The following is a 21,745-nucleotide window of genomic DNA, read 5'->3' on the forward strand; positions in this document are numbered from 1 at the left end:
CGAAAATCAATTGATTTTCTACTTCTTGCCCACTCCCATTCGCTTCGGTAGAAAATTTCCCTACACTAATAATGATAGACTCATTTTAGTAAACAAACACTTAGATGATTATTCACCTGCAACTGTTACTATGACTAATTCTACTTGACATAAAGTCTTAAATACCTAATAAAAGGCTAGCAATTTCAAAATAGATAATTAAAGCGAAAGTATCAACAACCGTTGTAATCAATGGACCAGCCATGACCACTGGATCTTGTTTAAAGAATAATCCAATAAATGGCAATACAGCCCCAACCAGTTTAGCCATTACGATAGTACACATTAAGCTAAGTGATACAGTTAAATTAACCATTAGACTAACATGATCCATCATCCCAATTCGAATAACGTTAATGACAGCTAAGGTTAGCCCGACCATTAAGGCAATTCTTAATTCTTTCCAAACAATTTTTAAAATATCGCTACTATCCAATTCACCTAAAGTAAGCGAACGGATAATAACTGTTGTGGCTTGGCCACCAGCATTTCCACCACTATCCATTAACATTGGAATATAGGCTGCCAACACGACACTGGTTGAAATAATATCATCATATCTTTGAATAATATAACCAGTCATCGTCGCGGTAATCATTAATATCAAGAGCCATTTAATCCGTTTTAAAAAATGTGAATAGGCAGACTCTTCTAAATAGCCTTCATCGATATTAGCCACCCCTTGCATTTGGGCGATATCTTCAGAAAACTCTTCTTCAATGACATCTAAAACGGTCTCAGTTGAAATAACCCCTACTAAGCAACCTTCTTCATCAATAACGGGTAAAACAGCTAAGTGATATTTGTTCATTAATTTAGCCGCTTCTTCTTGGTCAGCTAATGTATTAATGGAAATAACATCGTGTTTGATTAACTCTGATAATGGTTGATCTTGATATCTTAAGAGATCCGCCACATTAATGAAGCCCTGTAATTGTTGGCTATGATTAACCACCCAAATGACTTGTAAATATTCTGCATCAAATTGAGCGGTCTTTACTTTTTCAATAATCGTCTCGAGCGTATCATTTTCATAACATTTAACTAACTCTACCCCCATAATAGAGCCGACACTTTCTTCTGGATAACCTAACACCTGATTAATTAACGGGCGTCTGTTCGCATCTATATGACGAATTAATCGTTTCACGATATTAGCAGGCACTTCACGCATAGTTTCAGCTAATTCAAACGAATCCAGATGTTGAATGACGGTCTCAAGCTCAGAATCACTTAAATGCTCGATCATTGCTTGTTTATAATCTGTTCCCAACTCAGCGAAAGCTTCTGACAATTGTTCTTTTTTAATAAGACGACTGATAAATAAGATTTCTTCTGTGTCAAGCTCTTCCATATAATGAGCCAAATCTACTTCATGCATTCTATTTAATTTTTTTGTTAAATCAAATAATTCTTTTTTGTTAAGTTCTAAAATTCCTTTCATACCAATACCTCAATTCATCATAAATTCGAGGTTTAGGTGAAGCTATTGATATGATACTGTACCTTTGTCCCTGGGGATATTCATCACTCTTCAAATAAACCACTCCTTTATTATAAATTTTGGCGAAAAAATAGTCTCCCTCTATAAAGGCAGACCAAAAAAATACTTAAACAATTAAAAAACCTAGTTCAAGCTTTAGCTCTGATAGGCGGTGAAATTACACTAGTCGTAACCTTAGCGATTACAACTGCTAACCAGCGAATAATGTCTCCATTTTTTTGCGGCGGTAACCCATATCCTATCAGTAGCCTCACCTACCTCGTACAAAGTATAACATAGCTGGATATTGTTTTCAACTATATCTTTCACATAAACACCATCATTAAAGCTTATAATTTAAAGGCTTTTCTGAAAATGATAACATATTTTCACTATCATAAAAACTTTTATAAAATGCATCACTTATACAAATATAAAAGAACCTGTCATTGTTATTTGACAAAAACTCTCTACCAATCTTATCGCGTCAAATAACAGTAAACCTGTAACATTTCCTTTTTGCGAGATTAAGAACAATTTACGCACAAACTATTTTTTCGTATTCAAATATAATTTCCGAAGCAATTATTTTGATTTCAAGTACAATTTTCAAAGCAACTATTGTCCGCATTCAAAAGACATCTTCGAAGCAATTATTTTTTTCACATTCAAGTAAAATTTTATAAAAAAATCTAGCCCCAAATAGATGTGACTAGATGATAAAAGTTATATTTATTTTTCTGTTAATCCTAAGCTTACACGCGCACTAGCAGCTGCGAATAATTTTTCAAGAAGCGTTAACACAACAACCGCTACAGCTGTTGGCACTAACCAAGAAAGTCCGTATTTTGCCACTGGGAAAGACGCTGATAAATCGGCCAAGTAAGGCAACTTCAAGCCAAATGAAACAAATAATAAATCAACTAGTGGTAAACCAACAGATAAAAATGCTGCTACAACATAGGTTAAACGTGAGTAATGCACCCAATCATGGGTAGCCCCTAATACAATCAATACAAGAGCAACTGGATAAATGACTGTTAATACTGGCACTGAGTAGGCTAATAAATTATTTAATCCAAAGTTCGCCATGACAAACGAGAAAACTGTCCAAACCACGACCCAAGCATGATAAGATAATTTTTTACCGAACAGAGTATGGAAATATTCACTACCACTGGTAATTAAACCAACGCAGGTTGTTAAGCAAGCTAAAGTAAAGATAAAGGCTAATAACACCGCTCCAAACTCACCAAATACTAATCTTGTCGATTCAGATAAGATAAAGGCACCATTTTCAGCACCGGCAAATTGTGTAGAAGTTACCATTCCAATTGTACTTAACATCGCATAAACTAAAAATAATACACACCCAGCTAAAATTCCGGCTTTTAAAGTATATCGTGTGACTTCGCTTCTATCTGTAATACCAAAGTTTTTAATAGCTAAACTCACCACGAAACCAAAGTTTAAGGCCGCAACAGCATCCATGGTGTTATAGCCTTCTAAAAATCCTTGAACGACCGCTGCTTGTTGATAATTACTAACAGGAGCAGCCACTTCCTTAGGTAAGAAAATTACTCGTAAAAACATTAGTAAGATTAAACTTAGTAAAGTAGGTGTTAAATACTTTCCTACTCTTTCAACTAATTTCGTTGGTTTTAAACAGATCCACATCGCGACACCAAAGAAGACTGCCGTATACAATAAACGGGCGACTAGCGGATTAAAATCACTAGGTAAATAAGGAGCAATTGCCATTTCAAATGGTACACTCCCCGCTCTAGGAATTCCAAGTCCTGGTCCAATCGATACGTAAATAGCGGTGGTAAAAACTAATGAAAACAAAGGACCTACGCGATTGGCTAAATTCGATAACCCGTCGGTCTTACCGACAACAATAGCTCCTACTACCGGAAAAACCACAGCTGTAATAGCAAAACTTAATAATGCGACTAGTGTCGTCGATCCAGCTTGATTTCCCAATAGGGGCGGGAAAATTAAATTGCCTGCACCAAAAAACAATCCAAATAGCATAATGCTAACTTGTAAAAACTGACTACGGGTTAATTTTTTCATTCTATTTCCTCCTAATTTTTCTTCTTAAAAAATAAAAAAATCCTTTGTCACGAATGACAAAGGACGAAATTATCGCGGTACCACCTTTTTTTCTTAACTAAATAAGCGCTCGAACATCAATCAATGTTGGGTAATGATAACGCCTACCACTGCGTCAACTCTTACTAAGTTTCGGAGTTGCATAAGAAAAAGGATTTTCAACTTACTTCGATATAAGCTCACACCCACCGCTTACTCTCTGAAATACTCCACAAGTTTACTCGTTTTTTCATGTTTTTAAGATTAAAATTATTTTAATACAGTTATAATAACACTCATTTTAGACAGTGTCAACCATCTTTTTTTATTTTCAGGCAAAAACTTTAACATTTCTTTAAATTTTAGTAGACGTTTGTTTGAAATGATTGATGGTGATGGAGACTGTCAATCTCCTCTACTTTCAAAGACTTCTTGTTTGATCTATCGACATAAATTATTAAACAAAGGTCAAGACACCACTGATTTTTTCAATAGAATATTTGAGATAGATCCACCTACTTCTTCTGCGAGTATCCACTCCATAGAATCTTTCAATAGAACTTTCGCACCAGAAACCCCCTCTAACATTTACAATCGCTATTAACCAAATAAACGCTCGTTAGCTTTTGGCAACTGTAATTGCAATAGTTTAGCTCATATATGGTATCAACTCTCCTCTTAGTCAAAAAAAACAGAAGCAAAATCATTGCCTCTGTTGTCATTTAGGAGTTGGTATTGATTGAAACGCTAAGTTATGATAACGAATTACTCGTTAATATTTTTCTTTAAGGTTCCTAAGATAAAGGCACCTACTATCGCACCTGCAATGACTGCTACTAAGTACATCACTGGATTTTCAACAACCCCAATGACCCAGATACCACCATGAGGCGCACGTAAAGAACATCCAAATAACATTGATAATAATCCAGCTAAACCTGAACCGACAACCATTGCAGGAATTACGCGTAATGGATCAGCTGCTGCAAAAGGAATCGCCCCTTCAGTAATGAATGACATCCCCATAATAATATTTGTTGGGATAGCTTGACGATCTTTTTCAGTATATTTATTTTTGAATAATAACATGGATAATGAAATAGCTAACGGCGGTACCATACCACCAGCCATTACTGCTGCCATTACTGCTGATGAACCTGACGCTAAAGAAGCTGTACCAAAGACATACGCCGCTTTGTTAACCGGTCCGCCCATATCCACTGCCATCATGGCACCTAATAAAGCACCTAATAATAACTTAGATGAATTACCCATGTTATTTAACCCATCTGTAATCATGGTATTTAATTGAGCTAATGGTGGATTTAATAATAATAGCATAATCGCACCAATACCTAAGATTCCAAATACTGGGAAAATTAACATCGGTTTAACCCCATCCATTGAACGTGGAAGTGGTTCTGTCACTTTACGTAATAATAAGATTAAGTAACCCGCAATAAATCCGGCTGCTAAGGCTCCTAAGAAACCAGCACCACCAGTATTAGCTAGGTAACCCCCTACCATCCCAACCATTAAACCTGGACGGTCGGCGATTGACATTCCAATATAACCCGCTAAAACAGGTAACATAAAGCTGAAGGCTGCTCCCCCAATTTGATTAAAGAAAGCTGCTAATGGTGTATTAGAACCAAAACTTGAAGGATCGATTGTATAATCATCTAGTAAGAAAGCTACCGCGATTAAAATCCCTCCACCAACAACGAATGGTAACATATGCGAAACACCATTCATTAAGTGTTTATAGAATTTTTGACCAACAGTTAGATTACTATCCTCTTCAGTAGCTGCTGTTGCTTGACCCGTCGCTTGATAAACAGGACGTGATTCATCTAAGACACGGTTAATTAATTCTGCTGGTTTGTTAATACCATCTGACACTTTGGTATCAACTAAACGTTTCCCATTGAAACGTGATTTATCCACTGCCACATCCGCTGCAATGATAACCCCTTTAGCATTAGCAATTTCAGCTGTCGTTAAAGCATTCTCAATTCCGGTTGAACCATGTGTTTCAACTTTAACATTGTAACCCATTTCTTTGGCTTTATTGATAATCCCTTCAGCTGCCATGTAAGTATGGGCAATTCCTGTTGGACAACCTGTAACTGCTACAATATCATAGCCAGTATTCGTGTCTTTGCCTAATACGCCTTGGAAATCTTCAGGGAATTTTTCTGCTTCTTTTTGATTAATAGTATTTAAAAATGTGGTCTTGTCTGTTGCTTTTAATAATGCGTTACGGAAGCTTTCATCCATTAACATCGTTGATAAACGTGATAATACTTTTAAGTGCTCATCGTTTGAATTCTCAGGTACCGCTATCATAAAGAATAAATTAGTTGGTGTGCCATCTAATGATTCATAGTTCGTGCCATTTGGTACCGTCATTGATACTAATTGTGGTTTTGAAACGCCTTTCGACTTCGCATGAGGAATCGCAATCCCTTCACCGATGCCTGTCGTACCTGAAGCTTCACGAATTTTTAAGTCTTCAATATATTGGGCTTTATCCGTTAAAGCACCGGTCTTTTCCATCAAATCTGCTAAACGATGAATGATTTCATCTTTGGTGCCAGCTGCTTGTCCTAAGCTAATGCCGACTGGTTGCAATAATTCTGTAATTTTCATACTAAACCCCTTCTTATAATTTATTATATATCGCCATAATTTCATCTTTAGTGCCTAAATTTTCTGAAAATGCTGTTGCACTACCACAGCTTACACCTAATTTGAACGCTTCAATCGGTGAATATTGATTCTTTAATCCATACATAAAACCAGCTACCATCGAGTCCCCTGACCCTACTGTATCAATTACTTCTCCTTTTGGTGCAGCTAAAAATAAACTGTCACCTTGACTTGATAAGAAATAAGCACCATCGCCACCCATCGAAACGATTATATTTTTGGCACCCATTTTTTGTAATTCCTTTGAATAGTGCTCAATTTGTTGCGGATCTTCAATCGTTACACCAAAGAAATCTTCTAGTTCTCGTAAATTGGGTTTTACCAAGGTTGGCCCATACGGTAGTGATAATTTTAAAGCTTCTCCAGTCGTATCAACCGCAATGGCCACCTCTTTATCCTTCAATAATTCCATAATTTCTGCATAGAATCCATTGCCTAATGAAGCTGGAATACTTCCTGATAAAAATAAATAATCGCCATTTTTTACGTCTTCTAATTTATTAATTAATTCTTGACGATCTGCTTCATTGATTGTTAAACCAGGACCATTAATCTCTGTTTCGACATCCGCTTTGATTTTCGTATTAATGCGAGTAAATCCTTCTTTGACCAAAATAAAATCACTTAATATTTTATCCTCATCACGTAACACACGTTCGATTTCTTTTCCGGTAAAACCAGCAATATAACCTAAGGCAATACTTCTTTCGCCTAAATTTTTCAAAATTTTACTGACATTGATGCCTTTACCACCGGCGCTAACGCTTTCAGCATCCATCCGGTTTGTTTCACCTGCTTCTACTTTTTCCAATCTTACGATGTGGTCTAAAGCTGGATTTAAAGTTAAAGTGTAAATCATAGTTCCTCCTCCAAAGTCGTCATGATGGCTTGTTCTGTCCCGTCAATTAATTGGTTAGTAATAATTTTCGCTTCAGTATCATGGCAAAACGTCACTTGCGACACTTTACCGACTTTACTATCATCGGCTAAAATCATCACTTCCTTGCACCGTTCAATCGCTGCTGTTTTAACCATCGCTTCATTGATATCAGGCGTTGTAAAACCAAACTCTTTATGCAAACCATTTGTTCCAAAAAAACCAACTGTAAAATTAAAGCGCCGTAAATATTCACTAGCTGCAATCCCGATAATCGAATCGGTGCTTAACTTAATTTCTCCTGGTAAAATAAAAACTTTATAATTTCGAGCTGACAAATCACGTGCAATTCCGATTGAATTGGTAACGAAAGTAACATTGGTAGTATTGATAAAAGAAACCATTGCTTCCACACTCGAACCCGCATCCATATATACAAAATCATTTTCCTTAATTTGTTGTGCGGCTAATTGACCAATTAAAATCTTTTCTTGAATTTTAACGGTCATCTTAGTATCCATTGCATCTTCAGTTGTAACGTAATCCGCAATCACAATCGATTTTGCACCACCAAAGATTTTTTTTATCTTTTTGGCTTCATCTAATTCATTTAAGTCTCGACGAACAGTCGCCAATGAAATATCTAAAGATTCGGCAATTTGATCCGTTTTAAGTGTTTTATGTCGATTGATTAGTTCTACTATCTTCGCTAAACGATCATCTTTTAACATATTGTCACCTCATTCTTGTGCTCATATTATCACGAAAAAATCAATAAGTCAATCGTTTTCAATCAAAATAAATCAATTTAACTCATGTTTGTTGCGATGTATCCGTTTAAACAATCAAAAACAATCACTTATGGGTGGATTATGATCGTTAAGTATGTGCAAAATATCGTTTTTGGGGAAAAAAACCACCCGAAGGTGGTTTGTTTGCTAGTTATGATGAAATAAAATAGATGATATGACATACTTTGAACGGGAAAACGTAAGTTCTAAAATTAATTTGTCCACTTATATTTTGAATCCCCAGCTTATAATGATTGAAAATGTAGTTGCTAGTTACGATTGGGTGAGAGAACAATTTTATGGTTTAGATACTTTACTTAATGCGAAAATCAGGTGAGCCAAATCAAACGACCGAAAATTAAGCACACTGCAATAAAATCGAGGATTCACCTGCACCTAATTCGTCGATTCCGTCAAGTGCTATGATATAGTCAAAGCATAGAAAAAAATCTCAAAACGTTATGATTAAAGACGTTTTAAGATGTATCATCATTACAATTCTTTTATAGAATACACGAGTGTATCTTCTGCTAACAAATAATTTCGCTCCACTTGTGCCAAAATTGTTTTTAGTCCTACTTCGTAACCTTCTGCTTTGTCTAGAATCGACATATGCTTGGTCATTTTTATATTTGGACTTGCTGTATGTTTGATTTCAATGGGATATAGTACTCCGGAATCTTCAATAATTAAATCAATTTCCTTTTTATCTTTGTCACGATAAAAATAAATAGGATAATGACTGATTCCTTGATTACTATAAGATTTAATAATTTCGGATACACAATAGTTTTCTAATATTGCTCCAGCAAAAGCTCCATTCTGAAGAGTCTTGGCCGTAGTCCATCGTCCCAAATATGCGACTAAACCAGTATCAAAGAAATACAAAACAGGTGCTTTTGTAACGCGCTTTAATTGATTGTTGGAGAAAGTTGGAATAATATAAATCAATCCACTTGCTTCCAAGATACCAATCCAAGCTTTTACTGTTTTTTGATCCACTCCTACTTCTTGTGCGATATTTGCATAATTCACTTCTTGACTAGTTCTTGCAGATAAAATTGAAATAAATCGATTAAAAAGATTTAAATCTTGAATGGCTATCAACTGTCTAACATCTCTTTGAATGAAAGTAGTCAAGTAACTCGAATAATACATTTCCCAATCCATCTCTGGTCTGCGATAAAGTTCTGGTAAAGAACCACGATGAATAATTTCCCATAGTTGTGAGTAATTTAACTCAGAATGGGACTCGTGTATTGACGACGTAGAGGGAACGAATGGGTTGGTTTGACTATGTCCTATAATTTCCTGAGTTGATAGTGGCTTTAACTCCATGATTCCAACTCTCCCAGCTAGACTTTCACTTACATTTTGCATTAATGAAAATGTCTGTGACCCTGTTAAGATAAATTGTCCGACCTCATCGCTTGAATCAACAATTCGCTTTAATTCTGAAAAAATTTCAGGACACAACTGTACTTCGTCAATAATCAATTTACCTGGATGATTGATAAAAAATAATTTTGGATCATTTGTGGCTAATTGTAACTCATTGATATCATCAAATGTTATATACTCATATTCTGCCCCGTACAATTCTTTTAATAATGTTGACTTTCCTACTTGTCTCGGACCCGTAACTAATGCGATTTTAAACGTTGAAACGATTTTTTCTATTGCTTTTTCAGCTGTTCGCTTAATGTATGCCATGCGCTCACCTCATATTATAAAATACGACCAAAATGGAATTCAATTCCATTTTAGTAGAAAAAACAGTTATTTTCCACCAAAAACCCGACCAATCTGGAATCCAATTCCATTTTGGTCGGGTTTTTCATCTTTTTTGAGCATTTTATACTTTCACACTACAAAGCCGAATCATAAAACTCTACAAACTTACTTACGACAGACTCATCCAGTGAATGACTCCACTTTTCGCGGTCAAGGTGTGTTAGAACATAGCTTGTTTTCGCTTCATCTCGTAAGGCTTCGCCTACTTCATCATAATTAAACGAGAATGAGTGGACGTAGGTGTTCATGCCGTCTACAAACTCATTGATATAAGTGTCATCTCTGAATAAGTGATTATGACCTCGGTCTTCATAAAGCACAAATTCAAAACGATTATCCTCACTATATTGTTCGTAAAACGAATCATACCCATAAGCCATCGGTACCACTTCATCATCTTGACTTTGCACAATCATAATCTTGGCATTCGTATTGCCAAAACCTTCTAAAGCCGTCTTAGTGGCATAATCTCCAAATTTAATGCGTTCATACAAATTAACAAATGGCATCATCACTTCAATACCGTCGCCAGCTTCTTGACGGCCAACTACTTCAAAAATATCCGAAGATTGATTAAAGGCCGCTACCGTAATGACTGCTTGAACATCAGGTTGAAAATTTAATACATTGCCCGCACTATAACCGCCCCAACTGTGGCCAAATAGCATGAGTGGCAAGTCCTTCAACTGGTCTTGAGTTTTAACAAAACGAATCGCATAATCCAAGTCAATAGCTCCTTGTGGGAAACCACCTACACCTTCCCCTTCACTCTCATCAGTTCCGGTCGCATCATAGGTAAATACATAATAACCATTCGTCGCAAAATAATCAGCTAAATCCATGTAAGAATTATGTCCACCGTCACCATAGCCATGGGCTAAGACAATGACCCCTTTTTGGTTCGTACCTTTTTGATATAAATACCCCATGAGCTTTTGTTCATCATCAGAAGAAAATGGCATTTCCGTTCGTTGTAAGCCATCAAAATCTTTTACTTCTAACATTAAGGGCGCAAAACTTTCTTGTCGTCCTGAAATATTTTCCTGGTAAGTAAAAACGGAAAATGCTGCAAATGCCACCACTAATACCATCATCACTATAGCTAGTCCAATAAGTAACTTTTTCCAGATTGAGCCCTTTTTCGGTGTTTTCGTTTTATTATGCATGTTCATGACCTCTTTTCTTTTGACAAGCAACATCTTTCGCTAAACAAACAACATATCAAGCCTCAAATATCATTTAATTTTGATTTTAAATGGAGTTGGCTCTTTCTGCTACAATCGTTCTTAATTTTTCTACTTGTGTTTGGTATCTTTCATCATTCGATGCTATCGCTAATTGATTAAATGTGTCAACATAATTTAAATAATTAGGCGCTTCCTTGATAATCGTCTTTAATTGAGAGAGAGAAGCTTCAACAGAATAACTATAGTCAATACCGCCGGTGACCTCTTTATTATTCAGATTCTTTAATATATAACAGATAATGTCAAAAGATAAATCGAATTGTTTTTTCTTCACTATCGGAGGTACATGATAGTTAATATATTCTTCTAACTCGAAATCGGGGTTGAATATCTCACCGTCATCATCGTCGTCATCATAAAAACTAGAGTAATCATTCATTGGGTTGCCTAACTCTAACATCAAATCAATATCGGATATATAGGCGTTCCTATTTTCGAGAACATGGTTTGGATTATATTTCATTCTAAATGAATGTTCTAAATGAGTTTCTTCCTCGAATAGTTCTAGTAAATATTGGACTAAATCTGCTTTTGGTAAATCATTTAACATCTCTTCTAACGGGCGATTAGGCGACGTCTTATCCTGTTGTGTCTGCCCTTCGATGATACTTTCATAACAAAACATCACCGTTGCAATATGATGACAGAGCCCATTACTTGGATTACAATCACATGAACATTGAGCACTTTCTATATCATAACGACTATTCAAGACAATCTCAATTTCATGTTCTGCTAAATCGACTACCTTGGCATGAATATTATTTTCTCTTTTTATAAAACTTTTTACAGCATGATTGATAAAATCTTGGTGTCCTCTGTCAAGATTAACTTGTTGAAACTTCTTTCGCCACATATTCTATCTCCTTTTGCGCATTATTATCCTATATTTATTATGACAATTTTCAGTTGGTTTTTCAATTTAAGACACTAGAATATACTGAATCAAATGAAAGAACTAGTGGCAAGACATCAACTTAAAAAATTTAGTCAAGTTAATGCTAGCTAATTATAAGCACAGTCGTTGAGCAGCATCAAATGTCACCTTAAGGACTTGTTTGAGGCCCCTCTCAACTTTACAAGAAGTGTACAGACGAAGCTAAACGATTTATTTTCCAACTTCTTGCCAACTTCGACCTGTAGGGATAGGCAGAAGAAGAAAAAGTTATGTGATTTTCTACTTCTGGTGCACTCACAACTTTTCGGGGACGAACAAACGAAGCAAAAACTATACAATATCCAACTTCTCACTCACTCTCCAGCACTAAAAACTAATTAAAAATATATTGAATAATTTGATCGACTCTTTGAATATACCCTTCAGGCAACTTTTCAATGAATTCTACTTGTCTACTATTGAAGTCCAACGATTTTAATTGTGGAATAACAATTTGACCCTTTGTTTTTATCATATGGGGCAATTGAACCCTTGTTGGATAATTAAGCTGTGTTGTTGTAATTGGACACACAATAGCAAATCCTGTCGTTCGATTAAAATCATGTCTTGATACGACTAATGCTGGTCTTCTTTTTTGAATTTCTTTTCCTGCTGAAGGATCAAAATCGAACCACACGATATCTCCTTTTGATGGAACATAGCTATTTACTTCTAACATTACCATACCTCATTTCCTGAAGTTGGTATACCTTCTAACACTTCCGCTTCGTAATAGGCACCATCTTCAGCTACCAAAAATGGATCTTCAACTTTAGGCGTCAAAATAATACTCCCATCATCTAGATAAGTAACAAAATACTCCTTTTGACTTTGTAATTCTATATTTTCAGCTACTGGTAAAGTTACTACGATTGAATTGCCTTGTGTTCTTGTTTTAGTTGTTAACATGTTATCACCTCGCATCTATTATATCAGCAACATTCGGTGTAATCAACAAATAATAATGTTACCAGTTATTTAAAATAACATTATAGTAACTAAGTGATTTTCTCTCATACAATTTTCTCTCATCTCCTAAACAGCAGTCGTTCAACCTCTCTTTGGTCTACAAAAACGACCACCCACAGGTAATCGTTTCAACATTCTATTTCAATGCTTGTACTGCCTCTGCTACTTTCTGACGACAGGTTGAGTAAATCACTTCAATACCAGGCGCATCTTCCCCTGATAATAATTGTTCCAACCGGTAATTATGCATCAGCCACTCTCCATCTCAATGAACCCCCGCATGAATGTGGCTTATGAGGTTGATAAAATTTCACCTATTACTTAATCGCGCCGTCAACCATTCCTTTAAGGATTTGTTTTTGTGCTAATAAGAAGACGATGATGATCGGAATCATAATCATTAAACTAGAAGATAAAATCATATCCCATTGCTTGGTATAAGAACCCGCAAAGTTTGATAAAGCAATCGGTAATGTTTGAATTTCATTTCCCACTCCTAATAACTGAATAGGGAGTAAGTAGTCGTTCCAAATCCAAATACCATTTAAAATGATAATCGTCATGTAGATTGGTTTCATAATTGGCATGACCACATAGAAGAAGGTTTGGAATTTATTAGCACCGTCAATTTCGGCAGCTTCTTCAATTTCCAATGGCACCCCTTTTAAGAATCCATGGAACATAAAGACCGATAACCCCATACCAAAGCCGATATAAGCTAAGATTAGTCCAGGGTAGGAACGTAACAATGACACACTAAATAACGGTTGTGTAATATTGACTGAAAGTGTTCTAAACCAAGAAATCAATGGGTACATCACCACTTGGAACGGAATAACCATCGAAGCTACAAATAAATAAAAGATAACATTGGAAGTTTTAGATTTATACCGTACCAAGCCCCATGCAGCTAGTGAACTAAATAATGAAATTAACGTCAAGGACAATACCGTAATAATAACTGAGGATAAAAATGATCCGCGGTAATCAATTGAAGGATTATTCCAAATTGAAATAAAGTTTTCCCATATTTTACCCCAATTTTCTGGTAATGATAAAGGATTGAGTAATATTTCACGGGAGGACTTAGCTGAGTTAATAGTAATTAGCAAAATCGGTGAAATAAATAATACGAACACGAGTAAAGAAAAAACTTCTAACAAGATTTTGGGCCATTTTGCTTTCATTACATTTCAACCTCCTGACGTTTGGTAATAGTCGTTTGCGTTAAACTAATCACCACTAAAATGACGAATAAAATAACGGCTCGTGCTTGTCCTAAAGCTAATTTATTTTCAACCGATGCCGTATTATAAATATTCATCGTCATAAATTCAGTTGACTTAATGGCTGCTCCATTCCACATCATAGAAGGACCACCACCTGTTAAGGACACGTTCACATCGAACATTTTGAATGAGTTATTAATCGTTAAGAATAATGAGACCGTAAAGGCTGGCATAATCATTGGGAATGTAATATGACGTAATTTTTCCCACCAATTAGCCCCGTCCAATGACGCTGACTCATATAATGATTGCGGTACATTTTGTAAACCAGCATAATAAATCATCATAATATAACCGGCATACTGCCAGGTCGATGTCATTACCAATGCCATAACTGCTAATTTAGGATTACCCAAGAATAGATTGTTCGCTAACCAATCAAAGCCTATCGTTTTTCCAATATTCGGAAAGACATTATTGTAAATAAATTGCCAAATATACCCTAACACAAGTCCACCAATTAAGTTCGGAATAAAGAAACCAGCACGGTAAACATCGCGTGCTTTAACCTTACTGGATACAATCATCGCTAAGGTGAATCCAACAATGTTAATGGTAATAATATTAAAAAATGCGAAAATAAAGGTCACCATCACGGAATAACGATAACGAGAATCCGCAAAACTATCAAAGTAGTTTTGTAGTCCTTTTAAATTAGCTTCCGGTTTAATAATACCGCCCCAATCCGTAAATGAATAATAAATCCCCATGAAAAATGGAATGAAAATTACTAAAATTAATGAGATAAAGGCCGGAGCGACTAATAACCAGAAATTCCGTCGTTGACGTTTACTTCTCTTTGCGATATATCCTTTTTCTGCCATAAAATTCCCCTCCTTAAAGAATGGGAGTGGGCTAGAAGTAGAAAATCACATGATTTTCGCTTCATATGCCCACTCCTTCACAGTTGAGTCAGTATAAAGTAGGTCCTTTCCTTAGGACACCTTATTTGACACTACCAAACCACTGTGTTTTTATATCACGATTAGAGATCGAGTCAGAAATTGAATCATTTCTAACCTGATGCAAGTTTAACTAAATTACAATTATTCACCTAATAAGCTTGGAATTTTAGCAATTTCTTCTGTCATCAATTTAATGAATTCAGCTTTGTCAATATTTCCTTGAGCAAATTGTCCATAGATTGGTCCTAAGTTATTCATACCAAATCCATCTGGTGTAAAGTAGATTGAGTCAAATGAATAAACAGGTTTTTCATCAGCAACCCATTGTGCTAAGAAAGCAGACATTGGTGCTTCTGGTGATTCAGTTGTTGTTGAGAATGCTGAAATCATATTGGCTTGGTTAACGATATAATCTTGACCTTCAGGTGTTGAAACCATGTCATTGAAGAACTTCGTAATAGATTCCATTGCTGCTGATTCTTTATTTACAACATAGTATGAAGGTGCTCCGATGAATAATCCATCTGCATTGGTATCAGTACCTAAAGTTTGATAAGGGATGAATCCCATCGCAAAGTCAGCTTCTAATTCTTTTAAGTTAGGATCTTTCCAGTTACCTTGGTGTAAGAATGCTGCTTGACCAGATGCAAAAGCGATATCCATGTCTTCTTGAGTACCAACTGTTAACATTTGTTTTTCAGTGTGATTGAATAATAATTCAACCCAGTCAGCATAGTCTGCCATACGTTGTTCATCGACTTCACCTTTCAAGGTTTGTTCTACAACAGAACGGTCACCATTTTCTAAACCTCCGCCTAAGAATGCGTTAAAGTCGTGGTTCCCCATAATCCATGTTTCGCCTTCTTTAGTAGCATTTGCGACAACCGTTGTTAAGCCTAATTCTTCTTTACGGTTTTCTAAGTCTTCCATCGCTGCTTTTAATGCTTCAAATGAATCTAAAGTCGCTGGATCAATTCCTGCTTTTTCTAATAAATCAGCATTATAAGCTAAACCATACCCTTCAACAGATACTGGGAAGCCATAAACGTCATCACCTTGTTTAAACTCAAATTCAGTTTGGTCTACCCAATCACCTTCTAGCGGTGTTAAGAAATCAGCCCACATATCATATCCAGCTTGACCTTCAATAACAAACACGTCAGGACCATCTCCAGCAGTGAAGTCTGCTTTTAATTGGTCACCTAATGTACAAGAACCAGAACAAACTTTAATCGTCACATCGACTCCATTAGCTTCTCCCCATAACTTAGCATAATTCGTTAAGGCTTCTTGTGTTTCACTTTTATTTGAATATAAAGTGAACGCATCAGCACTTGACGAAGCCGCTGAAACTGATGGGACCGAAAGCATCGTTGCTGCTGCTAAAACTAACCCTGCACGTTTGAAAAATGGAAATTTAACCATATTTTTTCCCCCTAGATAAGTAATATTTATCCTCATTATAGCATTATAAACGTTTTCGTGCAACCGTTTACAAAGTTAAATAATTATGAGAAAGATTAGCACTCTGTTTTCTAAAAAACATTCAATCAATCGCTTTTTATTGAAAACATCGGATTTTTACCTATCAAATAGTTTCTAATCTTTTATTCACTGTGAATGATCTATCACTCGTTAATTAGACAACGATAAACATTGATATATCAAGCTTTCCAAGGTGTTTATTGTGTTCTCATCCATTCATTTTAAGGTTATGATGATGATCTCTTGCTTAAAATCGCACTGAATATTTTTGGCAGAACGGAACTGGTTCAAAAAATTCTGTTACCGATAACAGTTTATATTTTTCACGAAGATGAGGAACCAAACGGATTTTTTAAATTTTGTCCCTCCTTGACCTAAGAGCGATTGGGGTACTATACAATCGTAAAAAGTTAGGTTAGGTTCCTGTTGCCAAATATAACTACTTTTTAGTGCTTATTTATTTATATTTTACGAGTTTGCATTCAAATGACGCACCTTCACTCACATCCCAAACGTCAATTTAGAATCGTGGTGACGATGAAGGATAATCGAACGGATAATTAGAAAACAAGTAATAAAACCGATGATATTGACAACAATAGCTCTCTCTATTACAAAAAAACACCTCTCAATTGGATGAATCTCTGGCATTTAAAATGCTCGGTCATTTGAGAGGTGATTTTGATAAGTTTTATTTAATTAAACATAAAGGTGCATTGGATAAGTTGTAAACTCTGTTGGGCGAGCTTTTTCAGAAGTGACAAAGCCAGGTGCTGCTGCTAGAACACTTGGAATGCGGTTAACAATCGTTCCACATGTTAAAGCAACAGTGTCAGGTTTCTTCAAGGTGAATTCCATATCGGGTTCCCCTGTAATATACCAATCACACATATCACCATCTTCTGGGCGATAGACTTTTCCAATACATTCAACTTCTAATTCAATTCCCTGATTGGTTTTAATAGTTGTAACAGCTGACATACCGGTAGCTTGACCTGCTGGTATCACGCGTCCTAATGTTTCAGATTCAATATTTTCATCTAAAGTATAAGGAACCGATTTTTGTGATATCTCAATAATAGTCCAGTTCATTTTTGAACAAATGGCTTCCGCAGCATTCCACATATAGGAAGGGAAACTTTCTGCTGAAGCAATTTCTTTATCAAACTTATCTAAATCATAACCAGCCCCATGTGCTTCTGCTAAGGCTAATCCATAATCTTCCACATTATAAGAAACGACGCCTTTAATTTTCTTCACTTGATTCATTCCGGCTAACATCAAACAAGGCATATTAATCCAATAAATATCTTGCATACCAGAACCCATAATCGTCACGCCATTTTCTTTAGCAATGCGATCTAAACGATTCGTTTCTGCCGGTGAGGTGTTCCAAGGATAAATGGCTTCCTCACAAGTAGTAATGACATTAACTTTATTTTTCAACGCCAACTCAAAAAACTCATACATTTCAGGCATATATGAGAAGATAGTCACAATCGCAATATCCGCTTGACAACTGTCAAAGACTGCTTGAGCATCATCCGAAATCTTAACTCCTGTTTTATAGCCTAATTCTGCATAATCTCCTACATCTTGTCCTACAACTTGTGGATTATTATCAATCGCCCCCACTATCTCGACATCATGCTCTACCAAATAACGAAGAATCACTTTTGACATTTTCCCACAACCATACTGAACTGCCTTCACTTTATTTAACGCCATTTTCAACACTCCTTATTTGTATTTTTTATCACAATTAAAGTATAATGTCTATAGTAACTATAGAGTCAAGGAGGGTTTTTAAAATGGATAACTTATTGAAAATAGGCGAGTTTGCCCGTATTAATAATATTCCAATACAAACGTTGCGCTATTATGACACTATTGGATTAGTACCACCTTATAAAGTTGATAACTTCACAAATTATCGTTATTATCACATTAACCAATCGGCTATTATTGATATTATTCAATATTTAAGACAGCTTGATTTTTCCATTGAACAAATTAAAAGCATTCTTTCTGACCAAAATTCGCGACGCTTACTAAATGAAATTGAAGATCAAGCACAACAGTTATTGTTGGAGCATCAACAGTTGACACAAAAATTAAAAGAACTCGATCTTTATCGGCAATCGGCTCAACTCTACATCGAACATCAAAATTGTCCTGAGCTTAGTTTTGACTATTTACCTAAACGTGAAGCACTCACCTATACCCTCGAAAATAATATTTACCAAATGAATGATGAAGGTTATGAAAAATGCTTGCGTTCATTTAAAAACACGCTCGTTAATGAACAAATTATCCCTGCTCCCTTTATGCGCATTGGGACAGTGATGGATAAACACAACTTTTGTACCCAAAACTGGTTCTCAAACAAAATGTTTATTATTAATTCCAAATTAAGTGCGACCGATACTCTAATTCCTTATACATTTCCAAAAGCGCTCTATGCAATTAGCTATTGTCATTCGTTTAAAGAAGAGCTCGAAGTATTGTCTTGTTTTTGCCAAAACATCAAAAAAGCAGGTTACCAAGTAACCGGAGATTATATTTGTGAAGTTGTCTATGAACATCCTATTCTAAATGAAAATAAACGGCATATGTTTATCCGATTGCAGGTTCCTGTGAAAAAACGAGAGACATCGTTTTAATATAGGTAAGTTTTATCAATTTAAGTGTGGGGATTGATTGCACCCGCGCTTTTTTTGTGGTGAACTTTTCGTCTTGGATGAAAAAAACTCACACTAAATTTTGAAATGAACTTTTATTCTGGGATGAAAAATGACTCGTACTTTTTTGACAAAAGGTGCATCCCCTTGCTATCAGTCAGTTGAATTCAACTTCTGATAAATATTAATCTTTACCAATCTCGCTTCCGTTTCAGATCGTGGTCGTTCTTCTTGTCTAATGAATTCAAAACCATTTTTCTTAATCACCGAGTTGCTGCCAATATTAACATCTTCGGCTTCAATAAATATTTTGGGATATCCTAATTCAAATAAATAAGCGACGACTGCAGCAAAAGCTTCTGTCATGTAACCTTGACTCCAATATTGTTTGCCTAGCACATAACCAACCACGGGCGATCCATCCCAAAACTTCACAATATCAATCATGCCCATTAGCTCGTCGGTCGCTTTCGATTCGATACCATAGCGAACGGTCTGTTCATCTTGATAAGCAACTAACCAACTGGTTAAGATTGCTTGAGTGGTCGCAATCGTTTCATGTGGTTCCCAAGTTAAATATTTTGTCACTTCTGGATCGTTAGCCCACCCATTAAATATTTTCGGTGCATCATCCTCAGTTAATTTTCGTAAACGTAATCGCTTGGTCTCGAGTTCTTTCATTCGCATCCCCTTCAATTATGTAATAATTTTTTCTATTATAACATAGCAGTGCTTTATATTTATAATGAATTCAACTGCCAAATTGCCACTTAAAATCTATTACTTTCAGTTATGCCGTCCTATCTGATTCTCAATTTATAATCTTAAGGCGTCCTAACAATCTCAGCGTCACTAAAAAGCACTTCTTTCTGTCACAATGATTTAATTTCGGTATAATGAAGATAATCACTACTGGGAGGTTATACGATGAGCGCACATAATAAAGCAAAGAAGATAGAAATGAAAGAACCACTCTTTCGAGAAAAAAACTCGACACTGACGATCATTTTAAATCCTCATGAGGAAATTCAGCTTTCCCACGAGTCATTTGACGTTCTCAATCAACTGGAAAATTTTGCGGTCGCTTCCGTTAAAATGCCAGCAGAAACGAAGACTCCGTTTGGGACCGTGACTTATCAATATGGTGATGCTTATCGCTTTTTCCTATTTCAATTACATGAAGCAAGCAATCTTTTGAAAGGTTTACATCTCGACGATTACGACTCTCAATATGTCCAACAATTACATTCGGCAAAGCAAGCATTAACCATCATTCTACCATTCACCCACGAGTTACAGCAGTGTTATCAATTACAACTCAGTATCGCCAATCTGTTAGTTCCGAAGATGATGGGGCTTATTGATAAAAATGCCCAACGACTCTTATGTCGCCGGCAAGTCGAAATGATTGCCCAATCGCATTATCTACCAGACCCGACAATGCTGTTTTCAATCCAAGCGGTTCAACGCTCAGGTAAAATTTGGCTTCATACACATGGGCTGATTCGCTGTCAGTTAACCGAACTTGAAATCTTGAATGTAACGAAAGACACTTACCAAGATTTTTATTATTTAATCATGCATTTAGCGACTCAATTGATTTACTTACGCTTAGAAAAGCCCAATGAGACAGTGGAGCAAACACAGATCCTAGGGGCATTCAATCAGCAGCACCCGATTGTATCCCATACGATTCCTTGGAACCAAGCCTTAAAACATTACCCTAGCCATGCACTCGGTGGTACTGATGACCGACAAGTAGACCATCATTCTTTATCCAGTTTAATTTTTATTTTACTCATTGATGAACATGATGAACAAGAATTGGTGCCTGCTGATAAAGCAAGTCATTTATTCAAACAAGACCCACTTTATACTATCCCGCCATTAGAAATTAAACGCGAAAAATTAGTAGCCCATGAACAATTTCCTCTGTTACTCAAATCCTTCAATAAACATAAAGATTCAGCTACTTGGCTGCCTTTAGTAAAAATTAGCATTCCCCATGGTGAAGATAATCAAGAAAATATTTGGTTTCAGTTAGATGAATTAACTAATGAGATGATTATCGGTAAAGCAACGCAGGATGCTGAATATTTACCGGATATCAAAACCGACACCGTCGCAACCTTTCCCTTAGACCAAATGATTGATTGGATTATTTATACACCCGAAGGTACTATCACTCCAAATGAGGCTTATCGTTTGCTGTAAAATGAATCGACAATCGTTGGCGAATCTCAAGTTCTTCCTAGCACAAAAATAGGAAGAGACGACTCAGGACTCGCCAATTTTTTCTTTTTCCTACAACTTAGCAGTTGTTATTGCATAAAATAGTCCGTTTTTTAGTTTTTTGCTTTGATTTTATGATTTTAACCTAAAAAACTCGAGGTTGGGCATCAACTTGATAAATTTAGTTAAGATTATTGTTCATTAATT

Annotated in this window: 17 protein-coding genes, 1 riboswitch and 1 other annotated feature; of the genes, 2 read left to right on the forward strand and 15 right to left on the reverse strand. The window is 35.9% G+C overall.

All coding sequences use genetic code 11. The features are described from left to right. Positions 1 to 157: 157 nt before the first annotated feature. From mgtE to GSA01S_RS03100, 14 genes are all read right to left on the reverse strand, one after another. Positions 158 to 1,483 (reverse strand): magnesium transporter, encoded by a 1,326-nt coding sequence (mgtE, locus tag GSA01S_RS03035; RefSeq protein ID WP_066124751.1) that lies wholly within the window; start codon positions 1,481 to 1,483, stop codon positions 158 to 160. A 172-nt stretch (positions 1,484 to 1,655) separates the two neighbouring features. Next, positions 1,656 to 1,812: riboswitch (M-box (ykoK) riboswitch) on the reverse strand. Positions 1,813 to 2,254: 442 nt separating this feature from the next. Then, on the reverse strand, positions 2,255 to 3,601 hold the full coding sequence (gene brnQ / locus GSA01S_RS03040; protein WP_066124753.1) for a branched-chain amino acid transport system II carrier protein: 1,347 nt from the start codon (positions 3,599 to 3,601) through the stop codon (positions 2,255 to 2,257). 56 nt (positions 3,602 to 3,657) lie between these two features. Further along, positions 3,658 to 3,877: a binding site (T-box leader), on the reverse strand. Between the two features lie 507 nt (positions 3,878 to 4,384). Continuing rightward, positions 4,385 to 6,271 carry a PTS fructose transporter subunit IIABC gene (locus GSA01S_RS03045; RefSeq protein ID WP_066124755.1) on the reverse strand — a complete coding sequence of 629 codons (1,887 nt, stop codon included), beginning with the start codon at positions 6,269 to 6,271 and terminating at the stop codon, positions 4,385 to 4,387. 13 nt (positions 6,272 to 6,284) lie between these two features. Further along, positions 6,285 to 7,190: a 1-phosphofructokinase gene (gene pfkB / locus GSA01S_RS03050; protein WP_066124758.1), complete on the reverse strand. Its 906-nt coding sequence runs from the start codon at positions 7,188 to 7,190 to the stop codon at positions 6,285 to 6,287. Further along, positions 7,187 to 7,939 (reverse strand): DeoR/GlpR family DNA-binding transcription regulator, encoded by a 753-nt coding sequence (locus tag GSA01S_RS03055; protein ID WP_066124760.1) that lies wholly within the window; start codon positions 7,937 to 7,939, stop codon positions 7,187 to 7,189. Before GSA01S_RS03055 ends, pfkB begins: the two co-directional genes overlap by 4 nt. A 552-nt stretch (positions 7,940 to 8,491) precedes the next feature. Next, positions 8,492 to 9,712, reverse strand: a complete 1,221-nt coding sequence (locus GSA01S_RS03060; protein WP_066124762.1) for an ATP-binding protein — start codon at positions 9,710 to 9,712, stop codon at positions 8,492 to 8,494. Positions 9,713 to 9,867: 155 nt separating this feature from the next. Beyond that, positions 9,868 to 10,959 carry an alpha/beta hydrolase gene (locus GSA01S_RS03065; protein ID WP_066124764.1) on the reverse strand — a complete coding sequence of 364 codons (1,092 nt, stop codon included), beginning with the start codon at positions 10,957 to 10,959 and terminating at the stop codon, positions 9,868 to 9,870. A gap of 85 nt (positions 10,960 to 11,044) precedes the next feature. Next, complete coding sequence (locus GSA01S_RS03070; protein ID WP_066124766.1) at positions 11,045 to 11,896, reverse strand: SWIM zinc finger family protein; 852 nt, start codon at positions 11,894 to 11,896, stop codon at positions 11,045 to 11,047. A 415-nt stretch (positions 11,897 to 12,311) separates the two neighbouring features. After that, positions 12,312 to 12,656 carry a type II toxin-antitoxin system PemK/MazF family toxin gene (locus tag GSA01S_RS03075; protein ID WP_066124768.1) on the reverse strand — a complete coding sequence of 115 codons (345 nt, stop codon included), beginning with the start codon at positions 12,654 to 12,656 and terminating at the stop codon, positions 12,312 to 12,314. Further along, on the reverse strand, positions 12,656 to 12,886 hold the full coding sequence (mazE, locus tag GSA01S_RS03080; RefSeq protein WP_066124770.1) for a type II toxin-antitoxin system PemI/MazE family antitoxin: 231 nt from the start codon (positions 12,884 to 12,886) through the stop codon (positions 12,656 to 12,658). The genes GSA01S_RS03075 and mazE overlap by 1 nt, the downstream gene beginning before the upstream one ends. A 377-nt stretch (positions 12,887 to 13,263) precedes the next feature. After that, positions 13,264 to 14,133, reverse strand: a complete 870-nt coding sequence (locus GSA01S_RS03085; protein WP_066124772.1) for a carbohydrate ABC transporter permease — start codon at positions 14,131 to 14,133, stop codon at positions 13,264 to 13,266. Continuing rightward, the gene (locus GSA01S_RS03090) at positions 14,133 to 15,059 is read right to left on the reverse strand and encodes a carbohydrate ABC transporter permease (RefSeq protein WP_066124774.1); all 927 of its coding nucleotides are present in this window, start codon (positions 15,057 to 15,059) and stop codon (positions 14,133 to 14,135) included. The genes GSA01S_RS03085 and GSA01S_RS03090 overlap by 1 nt, the downstream gene beginning before the upstream one ends. A 222-nt stretch (positions 15,060 to 15,281) precedes the next feature. Beyond that, on the reverse strand, positions 15,282 to 16,565 hold the full coding sequence (locus tag GSA01S_RS03095; RefSeq protein WP_066124777.1) for an ABC transporter substrate-binding protein: 1,284 nt from the start codon (positions 16,563 to 16,565) through the stop codon (positions 15,282 to 15,284). Positions 16,566 to 17,324: 759 nt separating this feature from the next. Next, complete coding sequence (locus tag GSA01S_RS03100; RefSeq protein WP_066124779.1) at positions 17,325 to 18,353, reverse strand: NAD(P)H-dependent amine dehydrogenase family protein; 1,029 nt, start codon at positions 18,351 to 18,353, stop codon at positions 17,325 to 17,327. An 83-nt stretch (positions 18,354 to 18,436) separates the two neighbouring features. Between GSA01S_RS03100 and GSA01S_RS03105 the strand changes: the two genes are divergently transcribed. Beyond that, positions 18,437 to 19,288, forward strand: a complete 852-nt coding sequence (locus GSA01S_RS03105) for a MerR family transcriptional regulator (RefSeq protein ID WP_066124781.1) — start codon at positions 18,437 to 18,439, stop codon at positions 19,286 to 19,288. 171 nt (positions 19,289 to 19,459) lie between these two features. Here the strand turns inward: GSA01S_RS03105 and GSA01S_RS03110 are convergent, their stop codons facing one another. Continuing rightward, positions 19,460 to 19,987, reverse strand: a complete 528-nt coding sequence (locus GSA01S_RS03110; RefSeq protein WP_066124783.1) for a GNAT family N-acetyltransferase — start codon at positions 19,985 to 19,987, stop codon at positions 19,460 to 19,462. A gap of 246 nt (positions 19,988 to 20,233) precedes the next feature. Between GSA01S_RS03110 and GSA01S_RS03115 the strand changes: the two genes are divergently transcribed. Continuing rightward, entirely contained in the window at positions 20,234 to 21,520 is a 1,287-nt protein-coding gene (locus GSA01S_RS03115; RefSeq protein WP_066124785.1) for a DUF4026 domain-containing protein, read from the forward strand. Positions 21,521 to 21,745: the final 225 nt, after the last annotated feature.

The sequence above is a fragment of the Globicatella sanguinis NBRC 15551 genome (genome assembly GCF_001552295.1).
GTDB classification, from domain to species: Bacteria; Bacillota; Bacilli; order Lactobacillales; family Aerococcaceae; genus Globicatella; species Globicatella sanguinis.